Origin of the sequence: Lentibacillus sp. JNUCC-1 (assembly GCF_009741735.1) — a bacterium.
Classification (GTDB): Bacteria; Bacillota; Bacilli; order Bacillales; family Amphibacillaceae; genus Lentibacillus_B.
In genome coordinates this window covers 1,988,676-2,011,072 of sequence record NZ_WHOH01000001.1, presented here as the reverse complement: position 1 = coordinate 2,011,072, position 22,397 = coordinate 1,988,676, and the positions used below count along the sequence as shown (strand labels likewise).

Genomic DNA, 22,397 nt, shown 5'->3' with positions numbered 1-22,397 from the left:
GTCATCTTTTTGTTTTGCTTAGTCTTGCTCTGGAAGCATGGTCACAATGCTGATCCGGTCCTCTTCAATCCAGCTGTCCAGGAAGTTATTAGCCTCTTCCAATGTCAAAGCTTCGATGGCCGGGATGAGTTTGAAATAATCAAGACCGCGGTTATTGTGCCAGATAATGTTCTCGGCGACATTTTCAATAGAGTTCATGCCGCGGAGTAAACTGCCGATCTTACGTTTTTTCATCCGTTCAAAAGAAACTTCATCAAGTTGATATGTTTTCGTCGATAACAGCAAAGACTTAACTCTCTGGGCAAACATCTCAGGATCTTGTGCATTGCTCGAGAGCAAAGAATACCCATAGTCTTGTTCAGAAAGCGTTTCGGCTCCAAATGAAAAGTCAATAATCCCTTCATCGTACAATTCTTTATAAAATGGACCGCTGCTTCCGAAGAAATAACTGAGCATCATGCTGGTTAAAAGCGTTCTGTTCCGAAGTTCGTCTTCACTGATGGTCTCACTGTACTCTTTTATACCGACCATGCATTTCGGCGTGGATACTGGCATGGAGATTGTCTTTTTACTTTCATAAACTGCCTTTGGCTCTTCAGGTGTAAAACGCTGAATATCATCGGCTGGAGCGAATTCTTTTTCGTTTTGGTTAGCTCGAATGAAATCCATCATCTCTTCAACATCCATTTGACCTGCTATGCATAAGGTCATATTCGACGGATGATAGAATGTATGATAGCACGTGTATAGATCATCTTTCGTTATGTTGTTGATCGATTCAAGCGTACCAAGCACCTCATATCTGACAGGATGATGCTCAAACAAAGCTTCCAGCGTACTCATATATAATCTCTGATCTGGATTGTCAGCATACATCTGTGCTTCCTGTGTAATGATGCCTTTCTCTTTTTCTACTGTTTCCTCTGTAAAATAAGGATCTTGCACAAAATCAAGCAATAACTCGACGTTTTCTTTTACTTTCTCTGTTGCCGAGAATAAATATGCTGTCTCAGTCGAATTCGTATAAGCATTGGCGGCCGAACCGAGCTTTGAGAAGTCTGCAAAGGCATCATGGTCACCTTTATCAAACATCTTATGCTCAAGAAAATGCGCAACACCAAGAGGAACGGTTGTTTTCTTCGATTGACCGATCGGAACAAACGTCATATCCGTTGCCCCAAACGCAGTCGTGAATATGCCATACGTTTTAGACAATCCTTGGCGCGGCAATAAACAAACCGTCAATCCATTATCAAGGACCTCGGTATAAATCGTTTCATCGACATTTTCATATGTTGTACTAAGCATTTGAGTTCCCCTCCTTGCTCGTCAGTAAATAAATCGTATCCTTCTGTACCTTGGCAGCGTTTCTGACGATATCTTCCTTTGTAATCTGTTCAATTTCAGCAATCAGCTGTTCAGCTGAACGGTCACTGTCACCAACTGCAGCTTGATATTCCAAGTCAATCATGCCGCCAGCCTGGTCAAGAGCTGATCTGAGCTGACTGGCAATCATGGATTTTGCTTCATCTAGTTCAGCCTGTGTAAAATCCCCGTTCTGCATAGCGGCCACTTGAACATCGATAATGTCATGTGCCTTCTCGTAATCTGTCGGCGCAATACCACTGAAAACAAACAGTTTATCAGTGAAAAAGTCTAATTGTGCTGCAACGTAATAAGCCAAACTGTTCTCTTCTCTGACATTCAGGAACAACTTGGACCCAGGGTGGCCACCGAGCATCACGCTATAGACAAGCATGCCGGGAAAGTCTTTGTCTTTAAACACTGTCTGAGTCCTGTAACCGATATGCAGCTTAGCTTGCTGAAGATCATCTTCTTCAATCACTTCTTTTGGAGAATCATTAACTTGAAGCTTCTTGCTCTCGTGATGAGGTGAGGCCGGCTGGGTTAAGCGAAAACCATCGACATGTTCAGAAATGGCAGCTTCCATTTCCTCCACATTAAAATCTCCTATAACATATAAATCCACCACATCACGTTCAATCATATCTTTGAAGTAGGCATATAAATTGCTGCCATCAATTCCTTCCAGATCTTCTTCATAACCATGGGAATGAATCTGATAGGTTTCTCCTTCAGCCATTTCGTCAACCAGGCGGATATTTGCATATGTCATTTTCTCGTCTTTAATAGACTGATAGTGTTTTCTCAGCGTATCTTTAACTTGCTGGACAATCGTTTTATCAAAAGACCCTTCGTTCACATTTGGATTGAAAGCTACCTCTTTCAAGAAGCTCAAGGCCTCTGATACAAGGGAAGATTCTTCACCAATAAATTTATCATTGGCAATTTCCATATGAACGGTCATGACATGATGGTCTCCCATCTTTTGACCGCCGATATTAAGTGAAGCACCATACAGATCATCGAGTTTTTCTTGGATTTTAGAGTCCTCTGGATAGTTTTTTGAGCCTTTTTTTAGAACAAACGGCAGCAGGGCTCGTTTTGTTATGGTATTTCTGTCCAGCGTCTCTCTGAATTTCAATTCCAAGGTAATGGTTTTAAATTTCTTGCTTGGAATCAGGTGTGTATTTAAACTGTCATGTTTAACAGTCTGTTCAAGTGTGCGTGTCATCACTATATCCTCCTTCTTCATTCGAAAACATACGGACCACCCTAAAAAATCGGCTGAGTTACGCCGATTTTTTTTGGGGTTATTTCGATTCTATCATTTATTCTATTATTGTGGTGAGAAGTTGTCTTTGATTAGTGTTTCAACTTCTTCACTATCGGGGTGGCCTTCGCCAAGGAAAAATGCGTAATTGCCAATGGCGTAAAAGCCCGCTACATCACCCTGCTGCCCATCAAACTCGAGTGTTGCTTCACCTGTTTCATTGATTTTATTAAGATTTTCGTGACCATCCTCAACTTTGAATACCTGCAACGTTAGCATGTCTTCCCCATTGACTACCATTGTAACACTGTCCTCTGAACCTACAACATCATCAAATCCGGACTGTACATCTGTTACTTCATAGTCGTTTTCTTTCAGAATATCGACGACTTGAGCAAAGTTTTCATTTTCCAAAGGGTCGTCAGCGTCTTCAGAAGCGCTATTGTCATTTGCTTCTTCGGCGGCATTGTCATTTGTTGCTTCGTCTGCTACTTCATCTTGCGCATTATTCTCATTATCATTTGCTTTACCGTCTGCCTCTGCATCTCCACATGCGGCAAGACCTGCGATCAGCACCATCATCAACATTGCATAAAGTAGTTTTTTCATCATATACCCTCCTGGAAGTTTTTTTATGTTTTTATTCCTGAATGAACCAGGTTTATTCCCTTACATTGTTGCAGCCAATTTCTCAGCTTTTTCATTTTGAATATCGATTAAATGTCTATATAGATCACTTTTCTCCATCATTTCTTCATGTGTGCCAGACCCCGCCAGTTCACCTTGGTCTACAAGAATAACCTGGTCAACCTGGGCAATATCTTTCAAGTCGTGACTGATCATGACTGTTGTCCGTCCTCTCATTAACACTTTCAGAGCCTTATTGATTAAATGTTCGCTACGAGCATCAAGATTTGATGTGGCTTCATCCAGAAGCAAATAATCCGGATTCATTATGAATGCTCTTGCAATAGCCAGCCGCTGCCTTTGACCGCCGGAAAGCCTGCTGCCGAATTCTCCTACTTCTGTATCAAAGCCATCCTGAAACGCTTCTATAAACTCGAGAGCCGCCGCCAGTTCCGCTGCCTTTCTGATTTCCTCATCACTGATTTCTTCACGGACACCATACGTAATGTTATCCCTGATCGTCCCTGATAAGAGTGGCGCACTCTGAGAGACGTATGCAATTGATTGCCGCCAATCGTCAAGGTGAATCTCCTCTGCTGGTGTATCACCCATCAGAACACGTCCAACGTTCGGTTCGTACAGGCGCTCAATCAATGAGAAAATCGTTGTTTTACCACTGCCGCTCGGCCCAACAATTGCCGTTGTTTTGCCTTCAGGTATTTTAAAATTAATATGGGAGAGGACATTTTTATTCGAATAGCCGAATGACACATTTTCAAAGGTGATGTCCGCTCCAGTTTTATTGTAAACTGTATCAAAAGTGTGTTTACGCTCAAGTTGTTCTTCCTTAGAATCCCTGATTCCTGAAATCTTCTCTGCTGCACCGCGCGCCTGCTTAACACTTTGCCAAAAAATGCCGTATTTCAGTACATCATTGTGGATGAACTGCACATACAGATAAAAAGCAATAACTTCACTGACCTTCAGTTCACCCCTGCTGACAAGAATTGAGCCATAGATCAGGACAATCCCTACCACAATAGCACGCACGCTATGCATAAGAGGTTCGGCAAACAAGTCAACCAACGCTCGTTTCTTTTCGGCGCCATATTGATCATAGATCACTTCATGACCTTGTTTGATTTCTTCTTGTTCTTTGCCAAACGTTTTAATCAGTCTGATTTTAGGAAGGCGTTCAGCAAAGAAGGCGGTTAGACCTGATAACTTTTCCTGAACCCCGTATTGTGTCTTCTGGGTAAAATGACCAACAATGGCAGATACGATTAGAATATACGGGATAATTGGCAGTAGCGCCAAAGTTAATTTAACGTTCATGCCATACATAATGACGAACGATCCAATCAAACTGTAGGTAGCGGTCAGCATCATCCGCAAATCGGAAATCGCGTTGTCGACGAACGATGGGTCAATGGTTACACGGCTGATCTGCTGTAAAGAATTACTGCCGGCATATTTTCGCATGGGCATACGAATCATTTTTGGCCAGATGGTCTGCTGAATATTCCGGCGGGTAATCGGACCAGTAATATAAGCGAAAAAAGCTGCAATACTAGACATAACGGCCGACGCTATACTCAGCCACACATACTGCATGACTAATTCGTTATCAAAAATCTTCCCTTCCATGATCTTCTGAGTTACGACTGGCAGACCCAGCGTGATGGTTGTGGTCATAAATGCCGTAATAATGCTTATGATGTAAAAGGTCCACGGCAATTTGGATTTGAACATAAGCTGGAAAAATTTCTTCCACCCATATTGCCGATATGCTTCGGTGACTTCTTTCACGGTAATTTCCCTCCTAACAAACTGCCTGTTCTAGCCGACAGATGATTGACTCAGATACTCTACAAACCCTTTATACAGCGGACTGCGCTGATACAACTCCTTATGTGTTCCGATCGCTTCAACTGTACCTTCATTAATTAAAATAATCTGATCTGAATTTAAAATGGTAGACAAATCATGGGCAACCACGATCGACGTCTTGCCTTCCATCAATTTCTCCATTGCCTTTTGAACAGCTTTCTTAGACTGACCGTCCAGGCTGGCCATCGCTTCATCCAGTAACAAGAATTTCGCATTCCGCAGCAGCGCTCTGGCAATGGCGATACGCTGACGCTGTCCCCCCGAAAGATTTGCTCCTGTTTCACCAACATAGGTCTCGAAGCCTTGAGGCGATTCTTTAATAAATTGCAGGGCATTTGCAGCACGGGCAGCTTCATTAATTTCCGTTTCACTTACGTCACGATCGACCCCATAAACAATATTATCGCGAATCGTCCCATTAAGAAGCGGACTGTCCTGAGCCACAAAACTGAATAACTTGCGCCAATCTGTCAGATGGTATTCTTCAATCGGAATACCACCATATGTGATTGAGCCTTTATCAGGGTCATACAATTGCTGAACAAGCGCGAGGATTGTCGATTTGCCGCCTCCGCTTGGTCCGACAATAGCTGTTTTCGACCCATTTTTCACAGTAAAGGTCACATCTTCAAGCACTTTTTTATCCCCATAACCAAAACTCACCTGATTGAATTCAAGGTCTCTGTTTGCATCTTCCACAGAACGATTTCTTTCATATTCTTCAAGATCATTCTCCAGCAACAATGCGATACGGGACGAAGCGCCCTGGCTTTCTTTCATTTGAATAAACATATGACCGAATGTTTCCAGTATCCCGAAGTACATCCCCACATACATAAAAAAGGCAATCCAAATATCTATTGTGATCGTTCCTTGAGATACGAGATAAATACCAAATACGATCACAAATAAATCCATCACCAAGGTCAAGAGACTAATCATTGGAGTGTTAATCCAGTTAACAATCGTCTGTTTCATAGATGCTTTATAATACTTTTGAAGACTTTCTTTACCTCTTTTTTCTTCTTTATGCTCTGTTGCAAAAGATTTGATCAACGGAATGCTGACAAGCAGCTCAGACAAAAACTGTGTGAGTGATGCCAGTCTGTTATGCGTATGTTTCAATGTCCGGTAATTCCATTTTCCGTACCAGATAAGAGCTGCAACATAGACGGGGGTATATGCAAGTAAACCCAAGCCCAGTTCCCAATCATAACCGATCAATTGATCGATGATATAATATGCTGAATAAACCATTCCCACTAGGGTGGGGAGCAATCCTGCTACGACTGAACTGATTGTGGAAGTGTCATTTGCCGTCCGGCTCACCATCTCATTTGGTTTCACTTTATCAAACAAACTGAGAGGAGAATGCATCAGGCGTTGCCAAATTAAGCTGCGGTAACTGATATCCACTTTATACATCACCAGTTTTGAGAAGTACCTTACAATCCCCGAAGATAAAACGCCCCCATAATGACCGCAATAGCTCCGAAAATGACTGTGTTTGTCAGGACACCAGATGAAATTTTTTGAGCGTATTGGGGAAACATCAGTGACAACTGCATGGATCCGATGTTAATTACAACGAGAAAGGCCAGCCATTTCCATGGAAGTTTTGCTTTGAAGACCAGTCTGGTGTATTTCTTCCAAATCCCTTTTTCACTTTCCTTTCTCAATCTCCTGAACTCTTTTTTTTCTGCACTGTCAGCCATGGGTCACACTCCTTGCTGTGTAAATTTTCAGAACATACTTTTATAAATCGAGGCGTACGTCAAACACTTAACGTACGCCTGTATGATATTGTTAATTGTGTCCTGAATTAAATAACTCCATCTAACTTCTCGAGAACCGTTCCTCTGTCGACCATTCCGATCAAGGTCTCAACCGGTTCGCCGTCTTTAAACACAAGCAATGTTGGAAACGCCATGACATCATATTGTTTTAGAACCTCGTTTGAGTCCTGTTCTAATTCTTCGTAAGCAACATTCAGGTTTTTAATCTGTAGTTTACCATCAAGTTCATCCTGAAGCTCTTCCAGCATAGGAACAATACCTTCGCACGGGCCACATCCATCTGTTGAGAAATCCACGAGCACCGGTACCTTTTGATTTAACACTTCTTCTTGAAATTGGTCTTTTGTAATTGATGCGATCTTAGTCATTCATGACCCTCCTATTTCCAACCATGTCCACCATGATTTAAAGTTTTCTAAATAATTAATAATTTAATACTCATTTTAATGACTTTAGTATATCAAAGCAATATGGTTTGCTGATTATGGTCATTATAGCGACGATTATGTACATTTCCGTGTCTATTCACTAATCAAATAAAAGTTTAAGGGAAAAAAACCGCTCCCTCAAAGGAAGCGGTTTTTGTAAGTTATATTATTCATCTCGCATTCCGAGGAGTTCGTCAATGACCTTGACAACCCGCTCTGCGTAGGTTTCACATTGTTCTGCTGTAGGGGCTTCTACCATCACTCTGACAAGTGCCTCTGTTCCTGATGGTCGTACAAGGACTCTGCCTTGATCGCCCAGTTCTTCTTCAACCTGCTCAATTTCTTCAAGAATACGTCTGTTACTCATTGCCTGCTGTTTATCGATCACTTTAATGTTTTTAAGGACTTGGGGATAAATCGTCATTTCTCCTGCCAACTCAGACAGCGTTTTATCTGTTTCTCTCAAAACGTTAACCAATTGCAGCGCTGTCAGCATCCCATCGCCTGTTGTGTTGTAATCCAGGAAAATTACATGTCCTGATTGCTCACCGCCCAGGTTATAGCCACCCCGGCGCATTTCTTCCATGACATACCGGTCGCCGACAGAGGTTTTGTCGCTGCGCATGCCGTTCTCCTCGAGCGCTTTATAAAAGCCGAGATTGCTCATCACTGTTGAAACAACGGTGTTGTGACGGAGGAACCCTTTTTCGTTCATATATTTAGCACAAATATACATAATCTGGTCACCATCAACAATCTGACCTTTCTCGTCAACAGCAATCAAACGATCGCCATCCCCATCGAAAGCCAGACCAATATCCGCTTTCTTTTCGTGAACAAACGCCCGCAATGTTTCAGGGTGCGTTGAGCCAAACCCATCATTGATATTCAATCCATCTGGAGATGAACCGATTGTGAAGATATCTGCTTCAAGGTCAGCAAACAGGTGTGTGGCCAGACTTGAAGTCGCACCGTGTGCACAATCCAAAGCGATTCTCATGCCACCGAAATCATTATCGATTGAATCCTTCAAGAAAGACAAGTATTTTTGTCCGCCTTCGAAATAATCATTCACTGTCCCGACATCAGCTCCGATCGGGCGTGGCAATTCATCTTCTGAATCAATCAAACGTTCTATTTCCTTTTCCTGTTCATCATTTAACTTAAATCCATCTGCCCCAAAAAACTTAATCCCATTATCTTCTACTGGGTTATGTGAGGCCGAAATCATAATGCCTGCGTTTGAACTTGTGGCTCTCGTTAAATATGCCACACCCGGGGTGGAAATTACGCCGAGTCTCATAACTTCGGCACCAATTGAAAGTAAACCGGCAATTAAGGCACTTTCAAGCATACGCCCAGAGATACGCGTATCTCTGCCAATCAGGATTTTAGGCTTCTGTGTTCCATTGGTCAGAACGTATCCGCCGCATCTCCCCAGTTTGAACGCCAATTCGGGCGTCAAGCCTTTATTTGCTATTCCTCTTACACCATCGGTTCCAAAATACTTTCCCATTATTGGATCTCTCCTTTTCACCCCATGAAATTTTTAACTTTGGGTGTTCATGTCCCTATGGACAATTTACGCTTCTGATTCTGATATTTCTACCGTCACTTCTGTCAACTCACTCGTGTATGTAACGTTTTCCGGGCCTCTAATCGAAACCGGCAAAACGTGTTCACCTTCTTCCAAGCCATCTGCATCAACAACAATTTCAAAGTCACTTTTTGTCAAGTCTGCAAGTGACTGCTGAGTACCGCTTACTTGAACAGCTGCAGTACCCGTCTCAGGCTCTATAATGGTAAGGCTCTGATCCGAGGGCAAGTTCTCTGTATCAATTGAAATATCTTCAATCAATTTGGTCTCATTGAGGTCCACTTTAACATTTACTTTGGAACCCCCTGAGACTTTGACCCCGTCAGGAAGGTCCATTTTGACCTCCATTGTCCCTGACTCCTCGACTTTACTGAGATCGATGGGTTCAGTTTTAATCGTATCTATATCAGCAAGTATTGCTTTTTTGGCGTAAATGGTTACTTCATTCGTATCTGTAGACAGGTTGTCCATTTCAAGACCTTCCGGCAGATCACCGGTTGTTTCAACTGACAGTGGGACTGTTTTACTTGGGTTATCTACATCAACTGAAACTTTAACATTCTCGGGTTCTACGTTCACCCTTAATTCATTGCCTTGACTATCGTATACGTTAACCGGCACTTCACGGTTAGTAATCGCCTGGTCAATACCGCCAACATCTATAAACACCTTTACAATCGCAATTTGTTCAATAACTGTTTTGGAACTTGTCACCGTTACTGTTCCAGGGTCTACAGACACATCACCTAACTCATACCCGTCAGGAAGCTTGTCCTCATTCAGATAGTCCACACTGACTGAGAACTCCTGTGAGGCCCGTTCTTCAACCGTGACGTCAATTGTCTTCGGCTCAATGTAGATGGTTAAATCACTCGGTACATTCTCATATTCTATATCTACCGTATGTTCTCCTTCTCCTAATCCACGCAGATCAACAAAAACAGTAAAGTTACGCTGCCGGACAGCTTTGGTCAGGGCACTCTTTGAGCCTTCCAAAGTCGCATTGATGGTCTCCGGAACCCCGCTGACAACATAATTGTCATCGTCAACTTTTATATCAACAGGCACATCTGTCAATGTCTCTGTCTCAGTGGAACTTCCGAAAAAACGCAGGTCTTCCTGTGCTGGATTTTCTTCAACACTCACGAATATATACAGGGAAATTGCAAATGCCAGTGACAAGGCACGAACGAACCATTTGCTTTTAAACCACTTATCCATTCTTCTTTCCCCTCCAGTTCCATGTCCGTGTATCGGTGACTTTTAAGGACAGGTTCTCTTGCAAAAATTGTCTGAAGGCTTCAAGGTCCATGTCTCTATGCAGTTCGCCATTTTTAGTACAGGAAATGCTCCCGGTTTCTTCTGATACAACAACTGTCAAAGCATCCGTGACTTCACTAATGCCCATTGCAGCTCTGTGCCGAGTACCGAGCTCTTTAGAAATAAAGGGGCTTTCGGACAGTGGCAGATAACAGGCTGCAGCTATAATCTCATCACGTTTGATGATGACTGCACCGTCATGAAGTGGGGTGTTCGGTGTGAATATGTTGGTTAATAATTGATGGGTCAGCTTTCCGTCGATTGCTATACCTGTCTCGGCATAGTCCCCAACTCCAGTTTCCCGTTCAATGGTGATCAACGCACCTATACGGCGTTTGGCCATGTAATTGCATGACTCAACAATAGCTGCAATGACTTCTTCAAGCATTTCTTCTTCTGATTTGGAGCTCCTCGCGAAAATATTCCCTCGTCCCAGTTGTTCCAGCGCTCTTCTTAACTCCGGCTGGAAGAGAATAACAATGACGATAAACCCCCACGATATCGCTTCAGCAGTAAAATATTTAATCGTCGGTAAGTCAAACAGCAAGCTAAGCAGCCTGACTGCGAACACAACCACAATACCCTTGAGCAGCTGGATCGCTTTAGTCCCTCTGATCAGCATGATAAGTTTATATAAAACATACCAGACGAGAGTAATATCTACAGCGATACGTATAACAGTGAGCAGGTCAATTCCCCCATCAAGCATGTTCCCACGTCCTTTTAACTCCTGATTTCCTTTAATAAATTGGATGTCATTCGTTTAGTATAACATATTTGCTCGTGAAAAATGAACGATTTATGGCCCACAAAAATGTAACATCAACTGAATCAGCTATAGCCGATTCAGTTGATGCCAGCCGGGTGTGCGCTTAATTAGAGGGTCCCCAATGGAGGTCACGCCTACTGCAATGTTCTTGATGTGATACCACATCCATTCAAAAACCTGGTCAATCTCTTTAAACTCCCCATTGATTTCACCAACTGAAGCCATTAGCCCATCACCGTTTAATGGCTCGTTTTGTTTAATCAGAGACCCGTTAATCAGGGTGACATCACCGTCAATTTTGCCTTTTATTTCTAAATTGCCGTTTTTGATCACAAGATCCCCTTCTACAGTCACGCCTTCCGGAACAATCACTGTATCCCCTTCAATTAAGAGATTCTCCTGCTTGGAAACGACAAGCTCTTGGTCTTTATTCCATTCTGAAAACATGCCGCCAAACATCAACACGAGAAAGATCGCAGCCGCTGTAAGCACGGGGTGCATCCTGAACCAGCGCATATATTTGTACCGTTTTTTCTCTGCGGGCAATTGGTCCATAACACCCGCAGCAAACCCGGACGGGGCTTTGATTTGTTCCGACTTCTGCCCTTGAATTAAGGTAATGGTACGCTTTAATTCATGAAAGTGTGCTTGACAGGCTTCACAAGTTTCCAGATGCGTACGTAATTCATTTTGTTCATTATGGGACAGGTCTCCATCCAAATATTTATGCATCAGCTTTTTTGCTTCATTATTGCAACTCATCTGGACCACACTCCTTTACACATGACGAAGTTTCTCCCGCAATATTTCTCTGCCCCGATGTATTCTGGTTTTAACTGTACCAAGTGGCACATCAAGTATTTCACTGATCTCATTCAATGAAAATTCCTCCAGATACCTTAAAGTAATGGTACTGCGGTAATGCGGGGGCAGTTCTCTTATGGCGAACTGGATTTCATCCTGAAGCTCTATATTCTCAACTTCTTTCTGAGGCAGCGGATCATCGCTTGCCAGCTGTGAATACATATCGAGGCCTTCTGCACCTTTAATTTCTGCATCCAAATAGAAATCGGGTTTTCGTTTCCGAAGTCTGTCGATGGTCAAATTTGTTGCGATTCGGTACAGCCAGGTAGAGAATTTGCGGTGCTCATCAAATGAATGAATGTTAACATAGGCACGTATAAACGTTTCCTGTGCAATATCCTCCGCTTCATGTGCATTTCCCAGCATCCGGTAACAATGATAATAAATCCTGTGCTGGAAATACGATACCACATCCTCAAAAGCAGTTTGATCCCCTTTTTTCACTTGAATAATTTTATCTTTTATCATTGAATCCATGTCTATCCTCCGCTCAGTATGCGGTACCTATAATACGGCTCTACCGGTCATAAGGTTCCATATTCGTTATATTTATTTAGTTGGCTTCAGGCAATCTTCTTGGTTGTTTTTTTAAAGTATATAATTTATTATGAGGAGTATCAAGAGATGGGGAGGGGTCTAATGGATATATCCACTCTTGCAGAGAAAATTGCCAGCGCAAGGCAAGAAATGATTGCGTTAGGCCTTCAATATGGTCTGAATTCAGCGCCAGTCCTTGAAGCAAGTGAATATCTGGATGGTCTATTGAATGAATACCGCAGCTTAATAACTGAGAAGGAAAAGGCCTCTGACACGATCAAACATCAATAGAACAAACACAAACATTAGATAAAATAGGGTAAAAAAAGACATCAAATGGGATATTTAATGTCTTTTTTTATGGTCCTATTTAAGCTTTTCTCCAAATAAAGAACCGACCAAGCCAACTGCAACTTTTGCAGTTTTGTTTTTCTCATCGAGAATTGGATTAACCTCCACGAATTCAGCTGAAGTCAGAATATCAGCTTCTGCAAGCATTTCCATGGCGAGATGGCTTTCCCTGTAAGACAAGCCGCCGATCACCGGCGTGCCGACGCCAGGTGCTTCTGAAGGGTCCAGTCCGTCAAGATCAAGACTTAAATGTACCCCGTCCGTCCGTTCCTTTAAATAAGCGATCGTTTCGCTCATGACTTGAGACATACCCATTCGATCGATTTCGTGCATCGTATACACTTTAATACCTTTTTCTCTGATGAGGGATTTTTCCCCTGGATCTAAATCCCTTGCTCCGACAATAACAAGATTTTCTGGTTTCACTTTTGGGGCATAGTCAAGGACATGTGTCAGCTGTTCAGCTCCAAGTCCAAGACTTGCTGCGAGCGGCATGCCATGGATATTGCCAGAAGGGGAGGTTTTATCTGTATTCAGATCACCGTGAGCATCATACCAGATGACTCCGAGGTTCTCATAGTGCTTTGAAACACCGGCCAGCGTTCCAATCGCAATGCTGTGGTCACCACCCAAAACAAGCGGGAATCGCCCTTCCTCTACTTCCTTGTCAACAAGACGTGCCAATTTTTCGTTGGCAGCTGTAATCTGTTCCAGGTGCTTCAGCTTCTCGTCAACGGCGGTTTCATATGTATCAGGACGTTCCACAGGGATATCGCCCTGATCGTATATGGTATAATTTAACGCTTTCAATTGTTCTGTAATACCGGCATATCTCATGGCACTTGGTCCCATGTCAACACCGCGTCTGAGCTGACCCAGATCCATAGGCATGCCAATTAATGAAATCTGCTTGTTCATTTAAACAACTCCTCAGTTAAAACTGACGGCTCGTGACCAGTCAGTTTGGTTTGTTTGTTATTGCAGCTCCTCGTGGCGCCATCTTCAGCGGCAAACTTTCAATCCCTGCTTCATGCCACGATGCACTGAGACGATCGACTTGTGCTTTTGTTGTCATGAATGCAATGCCACAGTCACCGCCTCCAGCTCCCGATGACTTCCCTGCCCCGCCTTCTGCTTCAGCAAGATCGCTGAGGACAGCCAGCATATGTGTTTCAATTTCCACACCAGCATCACTGCCTACACGCGCCAAAGCTATGCGATTATTCAGGACGCCTTGCTGCAGAAGTGCTATATCATTACTTTGAGCACCATGGATGAATGCATTGACCGCTTCTTGGCTGGCTTTCAAAAAGCGAGTGTAAGCTACAGGGTTTCTCTTTTTCAGTGAAAGAATCTGGTTCACCAACTGGCCTGTTGAAGCAGGTGAACCCGTCCAGCCGATAGCCATGTGAATGTGCTCCGGCAGCTTAAATGGTTGAATAGACAGGTATTCCCAAGGTGTTTCAATAAGCTGAGTCAACGTGGTTGTTTTTTCAAATTGATCAATCAGCCAGTCAGCTTGAAATGATACATATTCGATAAAGCCGCCATAAGCTGATGCGGCTACATCGGCGCCTGATCCATTGCCTTGAACAACCACATGAGTAACTGCCGCCAGTTTAAACACCAGCTTTGGATCCGGTGTTTCATTGAGATGGGCGTGAAGCATAGCTGAAATGACAGACGTCACAACCGCCGCACTCGAACCGAGTCCATATTTCTTCCCGCTTGGATCATCCAATTCACTTTTGATTGTTAAATGAATCGAACGTATGGCAATGCGCTGTTCTTGCAAATAATTACAAACCATTTCTAAAGCAGAGGCCGTGTAACGGAACCGGTTGTCTTCAGAAGCCATTGTGACGGCTCCATCCGTATAGAACCATTGGATATTTTCCAATCCAAAGTTTTCGAGGGTGATGGTGTTGGTATCGCTTTCTTCGACGGTTGTACTGACATAGCGGTCAGCAGCCATTACAATTAACTTGTAATGAGGCTCCAGAACCGCGAACTCTCCCGCGATCATCAATTTTCCAGGTGCTTTTACTGTAAGCGGCAAGTTCGACACATCGTTCAACCCCTAATTCTGATAAGTAACAGGTCCGCCTGCCCGACTTAAGATAACATCATTAACCCCGGAAAGCTCTCGAAGTGCATGCTCTACTCTCGCTTCATTTTCAGGTAAATAAAGCACTTTAACATTCGGACCGGCGTCGATTGTAAAATATGCAGGAATCCCTTGTTCACGTAGCTCACGCACTGTTTCCATAACTTGCATGGTCAGGTAGTTCCAATATGTAAAAGGCGGATTTGCGCCAAGTGTGGTGGCATGCATCCGCAAACAGTTGGCTTCTGCAATTGATCCGACCTTCTCAAAATCACGATCAGCAATACCTGCTTTTATGTCAGCTAAGTCTTGCGGGATTCCATCGAGCCATCCTTGGTAAAACAGCGATGTATCCACAGTCCGTTTCATACCGGCACGGCTTGAAACCTTTTTCTCTGTAGGATTCAAAACAGCCGCTGCAACGCGGACATCCCAGTGATCAGCCGGAGCAATAGGAACGGCAAACGAATCAGAGCCGTCTTCCTTTGTGCCTTTCTCCCACTCAACAAAACCACCGTAAATAGAACGGCATGCTGAACCTGAGCCGCGGCGGGTTAACCGTGACAACTCATCATTTTCAACGTCAGCACCAAGTGCTTTAACAGAGGCTGAAGCAAGCGCCGCAAATCCTGAAGCGGACGAAGCAAACCCCGCTGCTGTCGGAACTGCATTGACAGAACGCACATCTGCATACAGCTTTTTATGACCGAACTGTTCTCGTACCAAGTTAAGAAAATGAGTTACACGGTTGTACGCTTCTCCAGTCACAACCGTGTCATTCAAGTAAAAAATATCCTGTGCCAGATCTGAACGGAAATGGACAGTCGTTTCCGTATAAAATCCATCAAGTGTCAGGGAAAGGCTGTTATTGGTCGGCAATATCAGCTGTTCATTGCGCTTCCCCCAATATTTTATCAAGGCAATATTTGTATGCGCCTTAGCTGTTGCTTTCATACGTATCCCCTTTTCTCATCTACAATGACCGTGTATGGCCATCATGCGAATCATCTCTTTTTAATGAAAAAGACCAGACTGCCGTTGCTCCCAGTTTTTTAAGCTTTTCTGATATTTGGGCGGAGTGAAGTTCGTTTTTAGCCAACGCTATAATACAACCGCCATTACCGCCGCCTGTCAGTTTGGCGCCGAGTGCGCCTTCTTGACGGGCAAAATAGATGAGCCTGTTCAGCCCGGCGTCACTGACACCAAGTGCTTCCAGTTCTTTCTGCGCTTCGTTTAAAAGATGTCCCAGAAGTTGCTTACCTGCTTTTTCCAGTGCATGTTTTGCCTGATGGGTTAATTCACCGATTCTGTCGATTTTCGATTGAATCTTCTGCGGCGTTTTCTTAAGGAGGCGGGCAACCGATTCAACGGATTGCCGGGTATCACCCACACGCCCCGAATCTGCCACAATGAAATGAAAGTCATCACTTAACTTAATATGGTCAAACGGACTTTCTTTCTCATACCAAACCGGCGTCTCAGAAGTTATTGTCAATGTGTCAATTCCGCTGGGCGAACCATGGGCATACGTCTCGGCGACATTTGCCATTTTCAGAAGCTCTGCTTCTGTATAAGGCTTGTCAGCGTATGCGAACAACGATTTCACAACAGCAATTGCTACAGACGCGCTAGACCCAAGCCCTTTCCCCGGCGGGATGGAAGAGTGAATGCGGATCAGCAGATCTTCTTCCGGTATACCAAGATACTTCATCGTTTCCGTCATGCAGTTCACAATGCCTTGCAGGTTTTCCGGTGCATGATACATTGGACCATAGTAAAACGTGCTGTCGATTTTGACAGTTCCAGGGACATATTCAACAACAGCTTCAACACCAACAAGTGGAAATGGGATTGCGATAGCTGGTTGTCCGTGTACAACCGCATGCTCACCGATTAAGATCAGTTTGCTGTGGGCAACCCCTGTTGCTGTCTTTTCCGTTGTTGCAGCTTTTTCTGCGCTCATCGTTTGTACACTTCCAGTAATTGTTGTGCTTTACCTACACGGATATCTTCTGCTTCAATCATTTGTTTACTAATCATATCTACCATCTCCCCTGTAGCTCCGGCCGCAACGGCAACAGAACGAGAGTGAAGAGCCATATGCCCTTTTTGAATTCCTTCTGTCACAAGTGCTTTCAAGGCTCCGAGGTTCTGAGCCAACCCGACAGCCACCATGACTTGACCAAGTTCGCTTGCAGACTCTACATCAAGAAGTTCAAGCGACAACTTCGACATCGGGTGGACATTTATTGAACCGCCCACTGTTCCAACTGACATCGGCAGTTCAAGTTCACCTACCAAATTCCCGTCTTGATCCACAGACCATTTTGTCATGGACCCATAATGACCATGTCTGGCAGCATAGGCATGTGCGCCAGCCTCTACCGCCCGCCAGTCGTTTCCTGTTGCTATGACGACGGGGTCAATACCATTCATAGTGCCTTTATTATGGGTAACGGCACGATACGGATCTGAATCAGCGAATTCATACGCCAATACGACCCCATCCCGAACCTCTTCTCCCGAGAATCCTTCGCTTGCAAGAAGCGATGGCGGGATGACACATTTAGCACGTGCCAGGCAGCGGTCAGGCAAATTTGATAAGATCCGTAAGTATACTTTCCCCTTTGTGATACTTTCTACACTAGGCGCAAGTGATTCTACCATCGTATTGACGATATTCGCCCCCATTGCATCGCAGGTATTTACATATATATGCGCAATAAGCATTTGTGTATAAGGTGAATCAGACGACGCGTTCAGCAGACGCACATCAAAGTCTTCAGCCCCTCCTCCGCGTTTGACAAGACTCGGATATGCTTCATTCGCAGCGGCAATGAGCTCATCGCGTGCACTCAGCAGGGCATCTTTTGCGGCTGTCATGTCTTCACAGCCGACTACTTGTATTTGTCCAATCATAACCCTGTCCGTAGCTTCTGTTTTAAAGCCGCCCGCTGTCCGAACAATTTTTGCAATATGGCTGGCTGAGGCAACAACAGAAGGCTCCTCAATGGCCATGGGAACAATATATTCTTTATTATTGATCAAAAAGTTCAGACCAAGACCGAGCGGAAGCGGAAAAGTCCCTATAACGTTTTCGACCATGTGATCTGCTGTATCCAAAGACAAAGGCTCTTTAGAAAATAAATAATCTGCATGTTCGTCTGAAACGACATTCATTTTCTGCAGCAGCTGTCTCCGTTCCTCTACATCCATATTGTAAAAACCAGGAATCCTAGACGTCTTCATTTAATTCATCCTTTGGCATATTTGTTTATAACCGTTATATTTATGCACATTCATTTATAATCGCTAAATTTCATTATAAAACAAACCGTCCATGAAGTGAACGATTTTTTCTTATCTTTATTATATAGGAAATTTGCTTTTAGCTGTATCCATTATGGTGAAATATCTCCATAAATGCAAATGAACAAGGTTGTCAATGGATTTAACGACCTTGTTCATATCTTTTTAAGCTTATTCTATCAAATTTGATGAGCCATGGAGGATTCGAACCTCCGACCCTCTGATTAAAAGTCAGATGCTCTACCGGCTGAGCTAATGGCTCCTGTATTAAATGTTGCGCCGCTTCCTATTGGTTAGCTTATCGCTACGATGCTCGTCGTGTTGCAAGTAAGTTCAGTGATGCCGCACTCCTCGCAAGCCTACAACCGGATGCAAGTTCAAAGAAGTTTACGGCTTGCTCTACCGACTGAGCTAATGGCTCCTGTAAAAAGGATTTTGGGCATAAAAATGGCTGGGCTACCAGGATTCGAACCTGGGAATGACGGGACCAAAACCCGTTGCCTTACCGCTTGGCTATAGCCCAACATAATTCATATAAACATATTAGTTGTATCGTACCCAGATATTGAATAAATTATACAAATGGTGGAGGGGGGCAGATTCGAACTGCCGAACCCTGAGGGAGCGGATTTACAGTCCGCCGCGTTTAGCCACTTCGCTACCCCTCCAAAGCAAGATCATAATAAAATGGTGCCGGCCAGAGGACTTGAACCCCAACCTACTGATTACAAGTCAGTTGCTCTACCAGTTGAGCTAGGCCGGCATAATGGTGACCCGTACGGGATTCGAACCCGTGTTACCGCCGTGAAAGGGCGGTGTCTTAACCGCTTGACCAACGGGCCACGAACAGAACGAATTTCATTATATCCAGTTTGTCCACTTTTGTAAAGGGGTAAATGGGTTTTTTCGAAAATATTTTTTCCAACCACAGAAAAGTCCTTTCTTTCCTAACAGATATCGGTTAAGTTATAATGAAGAAAGACTATTAGCAGGAGGTACTAATACTATGTCAAATCTTTTAAAGGATAAAAACATTGTTGTTATGGGCGTTGCGAATCAGCGCAGCATCGCCTGGGGCATCACGAGATCTTTACATAATGCCGGGGCTAATTTAATTTTTACCAACCGGCAGGAGCGGTCATATAAAAAACTGACCAAACTCCTTGATGATAATGACATTACGCCTAAAGCCATTGTAACGTGTGATGTTGCAAGTGATGAAAGCATCGAGTCAGCTTTTAATGAAATCAAAGAAAAAGTCGGAGTGATCCATGGAGTGGTTCACTCAGTTGCATTTGCCAATCGTGATGAGCTTCAAGGTGAGTATGCCGATACATCACGGAATGGCTTTCTGCTTGCACAAGAAATCAGTGCGTATTCCCTTGTGGCTGTGACGAAAGCTGCTAAGCCTCTGATGACAGAAGGTGGCGGTATTGTGACGCAAACCTATCTTGGTTCAGAGCGCGTGATTAAAGATTATAATGTGATGGGGGTTGCCAAAGCATCTCTTGAGGCGAGTGTCCGCTACTTGGCCGAGGATATGGGTAAGTACGGCGTCCGTGTCAATGCAGTATCAGCCGGACCAATTCGCACCCTATCTGCCAAAGGTGTTGCTGGTTTTAACGAAAAGTTCTCTGTTATTGAAGAAAAAGCACCGTTGCGCCGAAATGTCGACCAAGACCAGGTGGGAGATGCTACGCTGTTCTTCTTAAGCGACTTGTCTCGTGGAGTGACAGGAGAAGTGATGCACGTGGATTCCGGCTACCATATTATTGGAGGCTAAGTGTAAATAGGCGCAGAGTACTGGTGACTCTGCGCTCTTTTTAATCTCTCGGGGGAGTGAGCGGTTCGTGTCATCTGTGTTTGGCAATCCGGTCGGAACACCTTTTAGTCTTTTTGGGCAGAATCATTTGATCGTCCTGGCAGTGTACATTGCTGGCCTCATACTGCTGATTGTTTATCCAAAAAAGCTGATAGCGCATCCTAGTATGGTGCAAGGTATTAGATGGGCGTTATTTGCCATATTGACCTTGGCTGAGGTGTCCTACCAAATATGGGCCGTTGTCCATGGGGTATGGAACGCCAGGGGGTATTTGCCACTGCACCTATGCGGCATTGCAGGACTTGTTGCTGCAACCGCACTTCTGACCTATCACAAAAAGCTCATTCAAATCACTTACTTCATCGCTTTCATACCTGCATTACTTGCTGTGTTAACCCCTGAACTGATCTATGATTTCCCTCATTATCGGTTTTGGAAATTCTTCATCCACCATATGGCCATCTCCTGGTCAGGACTCTTCCTTATCCTGACGTCACAAGTTGCGATTACATGGCGATCTATGTGGACCTCATATGCCTATTTACTCGTTTATGCAGCTTTAGTAGGCTTTTTCATTAACCCTTGGCTCAATGCAAATTTCTTATTCCTCGCCCGAGCCACCTCCGCCTTCACACTCTTGAACTTTCTCGGCAGCGGAGTCTGGTATTATGTGAACCTTTGCCTCATTACGTTGGGTGCCTTTTCCCTACTCGTCCCTTTTTCCAGATTGATTAAGAAGTAAAAAAGCATGAGCTTCAGAACAGATCCAAAGCTCATGCTATTAATTTATCTGGCAACGAGTACCGGCAAGTGGGTGCGGTTTAGGACAGCGCGTGCGACACTGCCGACAATGGCCCGGTCGATGAATCCCCGGCCATGACTGCCAACAATAATCAAATCGGCATCCTTTTCGCGTCCTACACGGCAAATGGTGGAGCTCGGGTGCCCGACTTCATGAACAAATTCAACCCGGTCTTTCCACGCTTCGAAAAGATGATCCACCATATTTGCTTTGATCTGTTCAGCCACTTTTGCTTCATGCTGATCAACGGCCTCTGAGACCAGATCATAGGTATAATTCTCTCGAGCTGTCACATAGAGAACCGTAAGCTTGGCTTCGGGCCACGCTTGCAAATAATCCCGCGCCATTTCCCCTGCACGATCAGACGACTCTGAGCCATCTGTCGCAAATACAATGTGTTTCATGATACATGACCTCCCCCTTAAATAATGAAGTAAACAATAACGGATAATGCGAATGATACAACGGTCATCGCAGCTAGCGGCCGTAATGCCTTTGTGCGCAAGTCTTTCAAGCTGACGTTCAGGCCAAGACCAACCATAGCAGCAGTCAGAAGCCATGTGGTTAAGGTAGCAACGCCTTCCATGACATTATCTGAAACTGGAATTGAACGCCCGAAAACATAACTTCCAAGGATACTTAAAATAATGAATCCAACAAGGAACCATGGAAATTCAATTTTAGCATCTGTTTCGCCGGAATTTTTGTTCTTACGTTTCATAATATAAATGAAAATAAACGATAACGGCACAAGCAAGAATACCCGGCCCAACTTTGCCAGAAGCCCGATTGCAAGCGCATCTTCCCCGCCCGGAGCCGCTGCTAATGCGACGTGAGCAACTTCATGCAAACTTGTTCCGGACCAAATGCCATACTGAATCGCATCAATTGGTAAAATCGGACGCAGGATGGTATACGCAATCGCAAACACGGTCCCATTAAAGCGATAATCCCGACACCAATGGCTGTATCCTCATCTTTTGACTTCACAATCGGTGCAATCGCTGCAATCGCTGCAGCCCCGCACACACCTGTTCCAACACCAAGCAGGAGCGAGATTTTTTTATCTGCTTTAAACACTTTCGCCAATCCGACGATCGCAAAAATAGCAAATGCGATTACCGCGGCATCACGCGCCAATAACCCCAGACCGTCATTTAAAACCACATCAATATTTAATTTGAGTCCATATAATATAATGGCGGCTCGCAAAAGGCGCTTGGATGAGAATGCAATACCTGGTCTGATCACCTCAGGATAGCCGAATATTTGCCGGTAAATTACCGCAATAATAATCGCGCATGCCAACTGGCCAACCCGGTCAAACCCCGGTACCATTGCCAGTAAATAACCCAGTAAAGCAATTAAAAATGTAAAACCAACACCGCCAATCCAAGCTGCTGCAGGTGAAGGTTTCTTGTTTGTTTGTTGTTTCATATTTTCCACCACGTGCAAAAACACCTCCTGAAATAAGGATATAGCAATTTTTACGATAAGAAAAATAATTATTTATAATGATGATGATAAGTAAAATGATATAATA

Annotated in this window: 21 protein-coding genes, 5 tRNA genes and 1 pseudogene; 3 read left to right on the top strand and 24 right to left on the bottom strand. The window is 44.0% G+C overall.

All coding sequences use genetic code 11. The features are described 5' to 3' along the window. Positions 1 to 18: 18 nt before the first annotated feature. From yfmH to sigW, 12 genes are all read right to left on the bottom strand, one after another. On the bottom strand, positions 19 to 1,308 hold the full coding sequence (gene yfmH / locus JNUCC1_RS09450) for an EF-P 5-aminopentanol modification-associated protein YfmH (RefSeq protein WP_156645178.1): 1,290 nt from the start codon (positions 1,306 to 1,308) through the stop codon (positions 19 to 21). Beyond that, a complete protein-coding gene (gene yfmF / locus JNUCC1_RS09445; RefSeq protein ID WP_197431685.1) occupies positions 1,301 to 2,596 on the bottom strand; it encodes an EF-P 5-aminopentanol modification-associated protein YfmF in 1,296 nt (431 codons plus the stop codon). Before yfmF ends, yfmH begins: the two co-directional genes overlap by 8 nt. A 105-nt stretch (positions 2,597 to 2,701) precedes the next feature. Next, positions 2,702 to 3,247 carry an LptM family lipoprotein gene (locus JNUCC1_RS09440; RefSeq protein ID WP_156645176.1) on the bottom strand — a complete coding sequence of 182 codons (546 nt, stop codon included), beginning with the start codon at positions 3,245 to 3,247 and terminating at the stop codon, positions 2,702 to 2,704. Between the two features lie 57 nt (positions 3,248 to 3,304). After that, positions 3,305 to 5,071: an ABC transporter ATP-binding protein gene (locus JNUCC1_RS09435; RefSeq protein ID WP_156645175.1), complete on the bottom strand. Its 1,767-nt coding sequence runs from the start codon at positions 5,069 to 5,071 to the stop codon at positions 3,305 to 3,307. A 30-nt stretch (positions 5,072 to 5,101) separates the two neighbouring features. Continuing rightward, complete coding sequence (locus tag JNUCC1_RS09430; protein WP_156645174.1) at positions 5,102 to 6,577, bottom strand: ABC transporter ATP-binding protein; 1,476 nt, start codon at positions 6,575 to 6,577, stop codon at positions 5,102 to 5,104. A 20-nt stretch (positions 6,578 to 6,597) separates the two neighbouring features. Then, positions 6,598 to 6,867: a hypothetical protein gene (locus JNUCC1_RS09425; RefSeq protein WP_156645173.1), complete on the bottom strand. Its 270-nt coding sequence runs from the start codon at positions 6,865 to 6,867 to the stop codon at positions 6,598 to 6,600. Positions 6,868 to 6,974: 107 nt separating this feature from the next. Then, positions 6,975 to 7,316, bottom strand: a complete 342-nt coding sequence (locus JNUCC1_RS09420) for a thioredoxin family protein (RefSeq protein WP_156645172.1) — start codon at positions 7,314 to 7,316, stop codon at positions 6,975 to 6,977. Positions 7,317 to 7,542: 226 nt separating this feature from the next. Further along, positions 7,543 to 8,892, bottom strand: a complete 1,350-nt coding sequence (gene glmM / locus JNUCC1_RS09415) for a phosphoglucosamine mutase (RefSeq protein WP_156645171.1) — start codon at positions 8,890 to 8,892, stop codon at positions 7,543 to 7,545. A 66-nt stretch (positions 8,893 to 8,958) separates the two neighbouring features. Next, positions 8,959 to 10,194, bottom strand: a complete 1,236-nt coding sequence (locus JNUCC1_RS09410; RefSeq protein ID WP_156645170.1) for a CdaR family protein — start codon at positions 10,192 to 10,194, stop codon at positions 8,959 to 8,961. Then, positions 10,187 to 11,002 carry a diadenylate cyclase CdaA gene (cdaA, locus tag JNUCC1_RS09405; RefSeq protein WP_156645169.1) on the bottom strand — a complete coding sequence of 272 codons (816 nt, stop codon included), beginning with the start codon at positions 11,000 to 11,002 and terminating at the stop codon, positions 10,187 to 10,189. The genes JNUCC1_RS09410 and cdaA overlap by 8 nt, the downstream gene beginning before the upstream one ends. 126 nt (positions 11,003 to 11,128) lie before the next feature. Continuing rightward, positions 11,129 to 11,824 carry a zf-HC2 domain-containing protein gene (locus JNUCC1_RS09400; protein ID WP_156645168.1) on the bottom strand — a complete coding sequence of 232 codons (696 nt, stop codon included), beginning with the start codon at positions 11,822 to 11,824 and terminating at the stop codon, positions 11,129 to 11,131. Positions 11,825 to 11,839: 15 nt separating this feature from the next. Next, positions 11,840 to 12,403 (bottom strand): RNA polymerase sigma factor SigW, encoded by a 564-nt coding sequence (sigW, locus tag JNUCC1_RS09395; RefSeq protein WP_156645167.1) that lies wholly within the window; start codon positions 12,401 to 12,403, stop codon positions 11,840 to 11,842. A 162-nt stretch (positions 12,404 to 12,565) separates the two neighbouring features. Here sigW and JNUCC1_RS09390 point away from each other — a divergent pair, with 162 nt between their 5' ends. Next, a complete protein-coding gene (locus tag JNUCC1_RS09390) occupies positions 12,566 to 12,754 on the top strand; it encodes an aspartyl-phosphate phosphatase Spo0E family protein (RefSeq protein ID WP_156645166.1) in 189 nt (62 codons plus the stop codon). 75 nt (positions 12,755 to 12,829) lie between these two features. Here JNUCC1_RS09390 and rocF read toward each other — a convergent pair whose 3' ends face one another. From rocF to JNUCC1_RS09340, 10 genes are all read right to left on the bottom strand, one after another. Continuing rightward, complete coding sequence (gene rocF / locus JNUCC1_RS09385; protein WP_156645165.1) at positions 12,830 to 13,732, bottom strand: arginase; 903 nt, start codon at positions 13,730 to 13,732, stop codon at positions 12,830 to 12,832. Between the two features lie 40 nt (positions 13,733 to 13,772). Beyond that, positions 13,773 to 14,882: a phosphomevalonate kinase gene (locus JNUCC1_RS09380; protein WP_331713736.1), complete on the bottom strand. Its 1,110-nt coding sequence runs from the start codon at positions 14,880 to 14,882 to the stop codon at positions 13,773 to 13,775. Between the two features lie 12 nt (positions 14,883 to 14,894). Beyond that, complete coding sequence (gene mvaD / locus JNUCC1_RS09375) at positions 14,895 to 15,875, bottom strand: diphosphomevalonate decarboxylase (protein WP_156645164.1); 981 nt, start codon at positions 15,873 to 15,875, stop codon at positions 14,895 to 14,897. Positions 15,876 to 15,894: 19 nt separating this feature from the next. Next, positions 15,895 to 16,884: a mevalonate kinase gene (mvk, locus tag JNUCC1_RS09370; RefSeq protein ID WP_156645163.1), complete on the bottom strand. Its 990-nt coding sequence runs from the start codon at positions 16,882 to 16,884 to the stop codon at positions 15,895 to 15,897. After that, on the bottom strand, positions 16,881 to 18,170 hold the full coding sequence (locus JNUCC1_RS09365) for a hydroxymethylglutaryl-CoA reductase, degradative (protein ID WP_156645162.1): 1,290 nt from the start codon (positions 18,168 to 18,170) through the stop codon (positions 16,881 to 16,883). The genes mvk and JNUCC1_RS09365 overlap by 4 nt, the downstream gene beginning before the upstream one ends. 249 nt (positions 18,171 to 18,419) lie before the next feature. Then, positions 18,420 to 18,492: transfer RNA gene (locus tag JNUCC1_RS09360), tRNA-Lys, on the bottom strand. 186 nt (positions 18,493 to 18,678) lie between these two features. Further along, positions 18,679 to 18,753 (bottom strand) — tRNA-Gln (locus JNUCC1_RS09355). Positions 18,754 to 18,813: 60 nt separating this feature from the next. Beyond that, positions 18,814 to 18,898 (bottom strand) — tRNA-Tyr (locus JNUCC1_RS09350). 20 nt (positions 18,899 to 18,918) lie between these two features. Next, a tRNA-Thr gene (locus JNUCC1_RS09345) sits at positions 18,919 to 18,993 on the bottom strand. 4 nt (positions 18,994 to 18,997) lie between these two features. Continuing rightward, positions 18,998 to 19,072, bottom strand: a tRNA-Glu gene (locus JNUCC1_RS09340). Between the two features lie 164 nt (positions 19,073 to 19,236). On the opposite strand from JNUCC1_RS09340, the gene fabI reads away from it, so the two are divergent. Then, positions 19,237 to 20,013, top strand: a complete 777-nt coding sequence (fabI, locus tag JNUCC1_RS09335) for an enoyl-ACP reductase FabI (RefSeq protein WP_156645161.1) — start codon at positions 19,237 to 19,239, stop codon at positions 20,011 to 20,013. A 67-nt stretch (positions 20,014 to 20,080) separates the two neighbouring features. After that, positions 20,081 to 20,794, top strand: coding sequence for a YwaF family protein (locus JNUCC1_RS09330; protein ID WP_156645160.1), 714 nt, complete (start codon positions 20,081 to 20,083; stop codon positions 20,792 to 20,794). A gap of 44 nt (positions 20,795 to 20,838) precedes the next feature. Here JNUCC1_RS09330 and JNUCC1_RS09325 read toward each other — a convergent pair whose 3' ends face one another. Beyond that, positions 20,839 to 21,258, bottom strand: a complete 420-nt coding sequence (locus tag JNUCC1_RS09325) for a universal stress protein (protein ID WP_156645159.1) — start codon at positions 21,256 to 21,258, stop codon at positions 20,839 to 20,841. 17 nt (positions 21,259 to 21,275) lie between these two features. After that, positions 21,276 to 22,291, bottom strand: a pseudogene (locus JNUCC1_RS09320) (YeiH family protein). Positions 22,292 to 22,397: the final 106 nt, after the last annotated feature.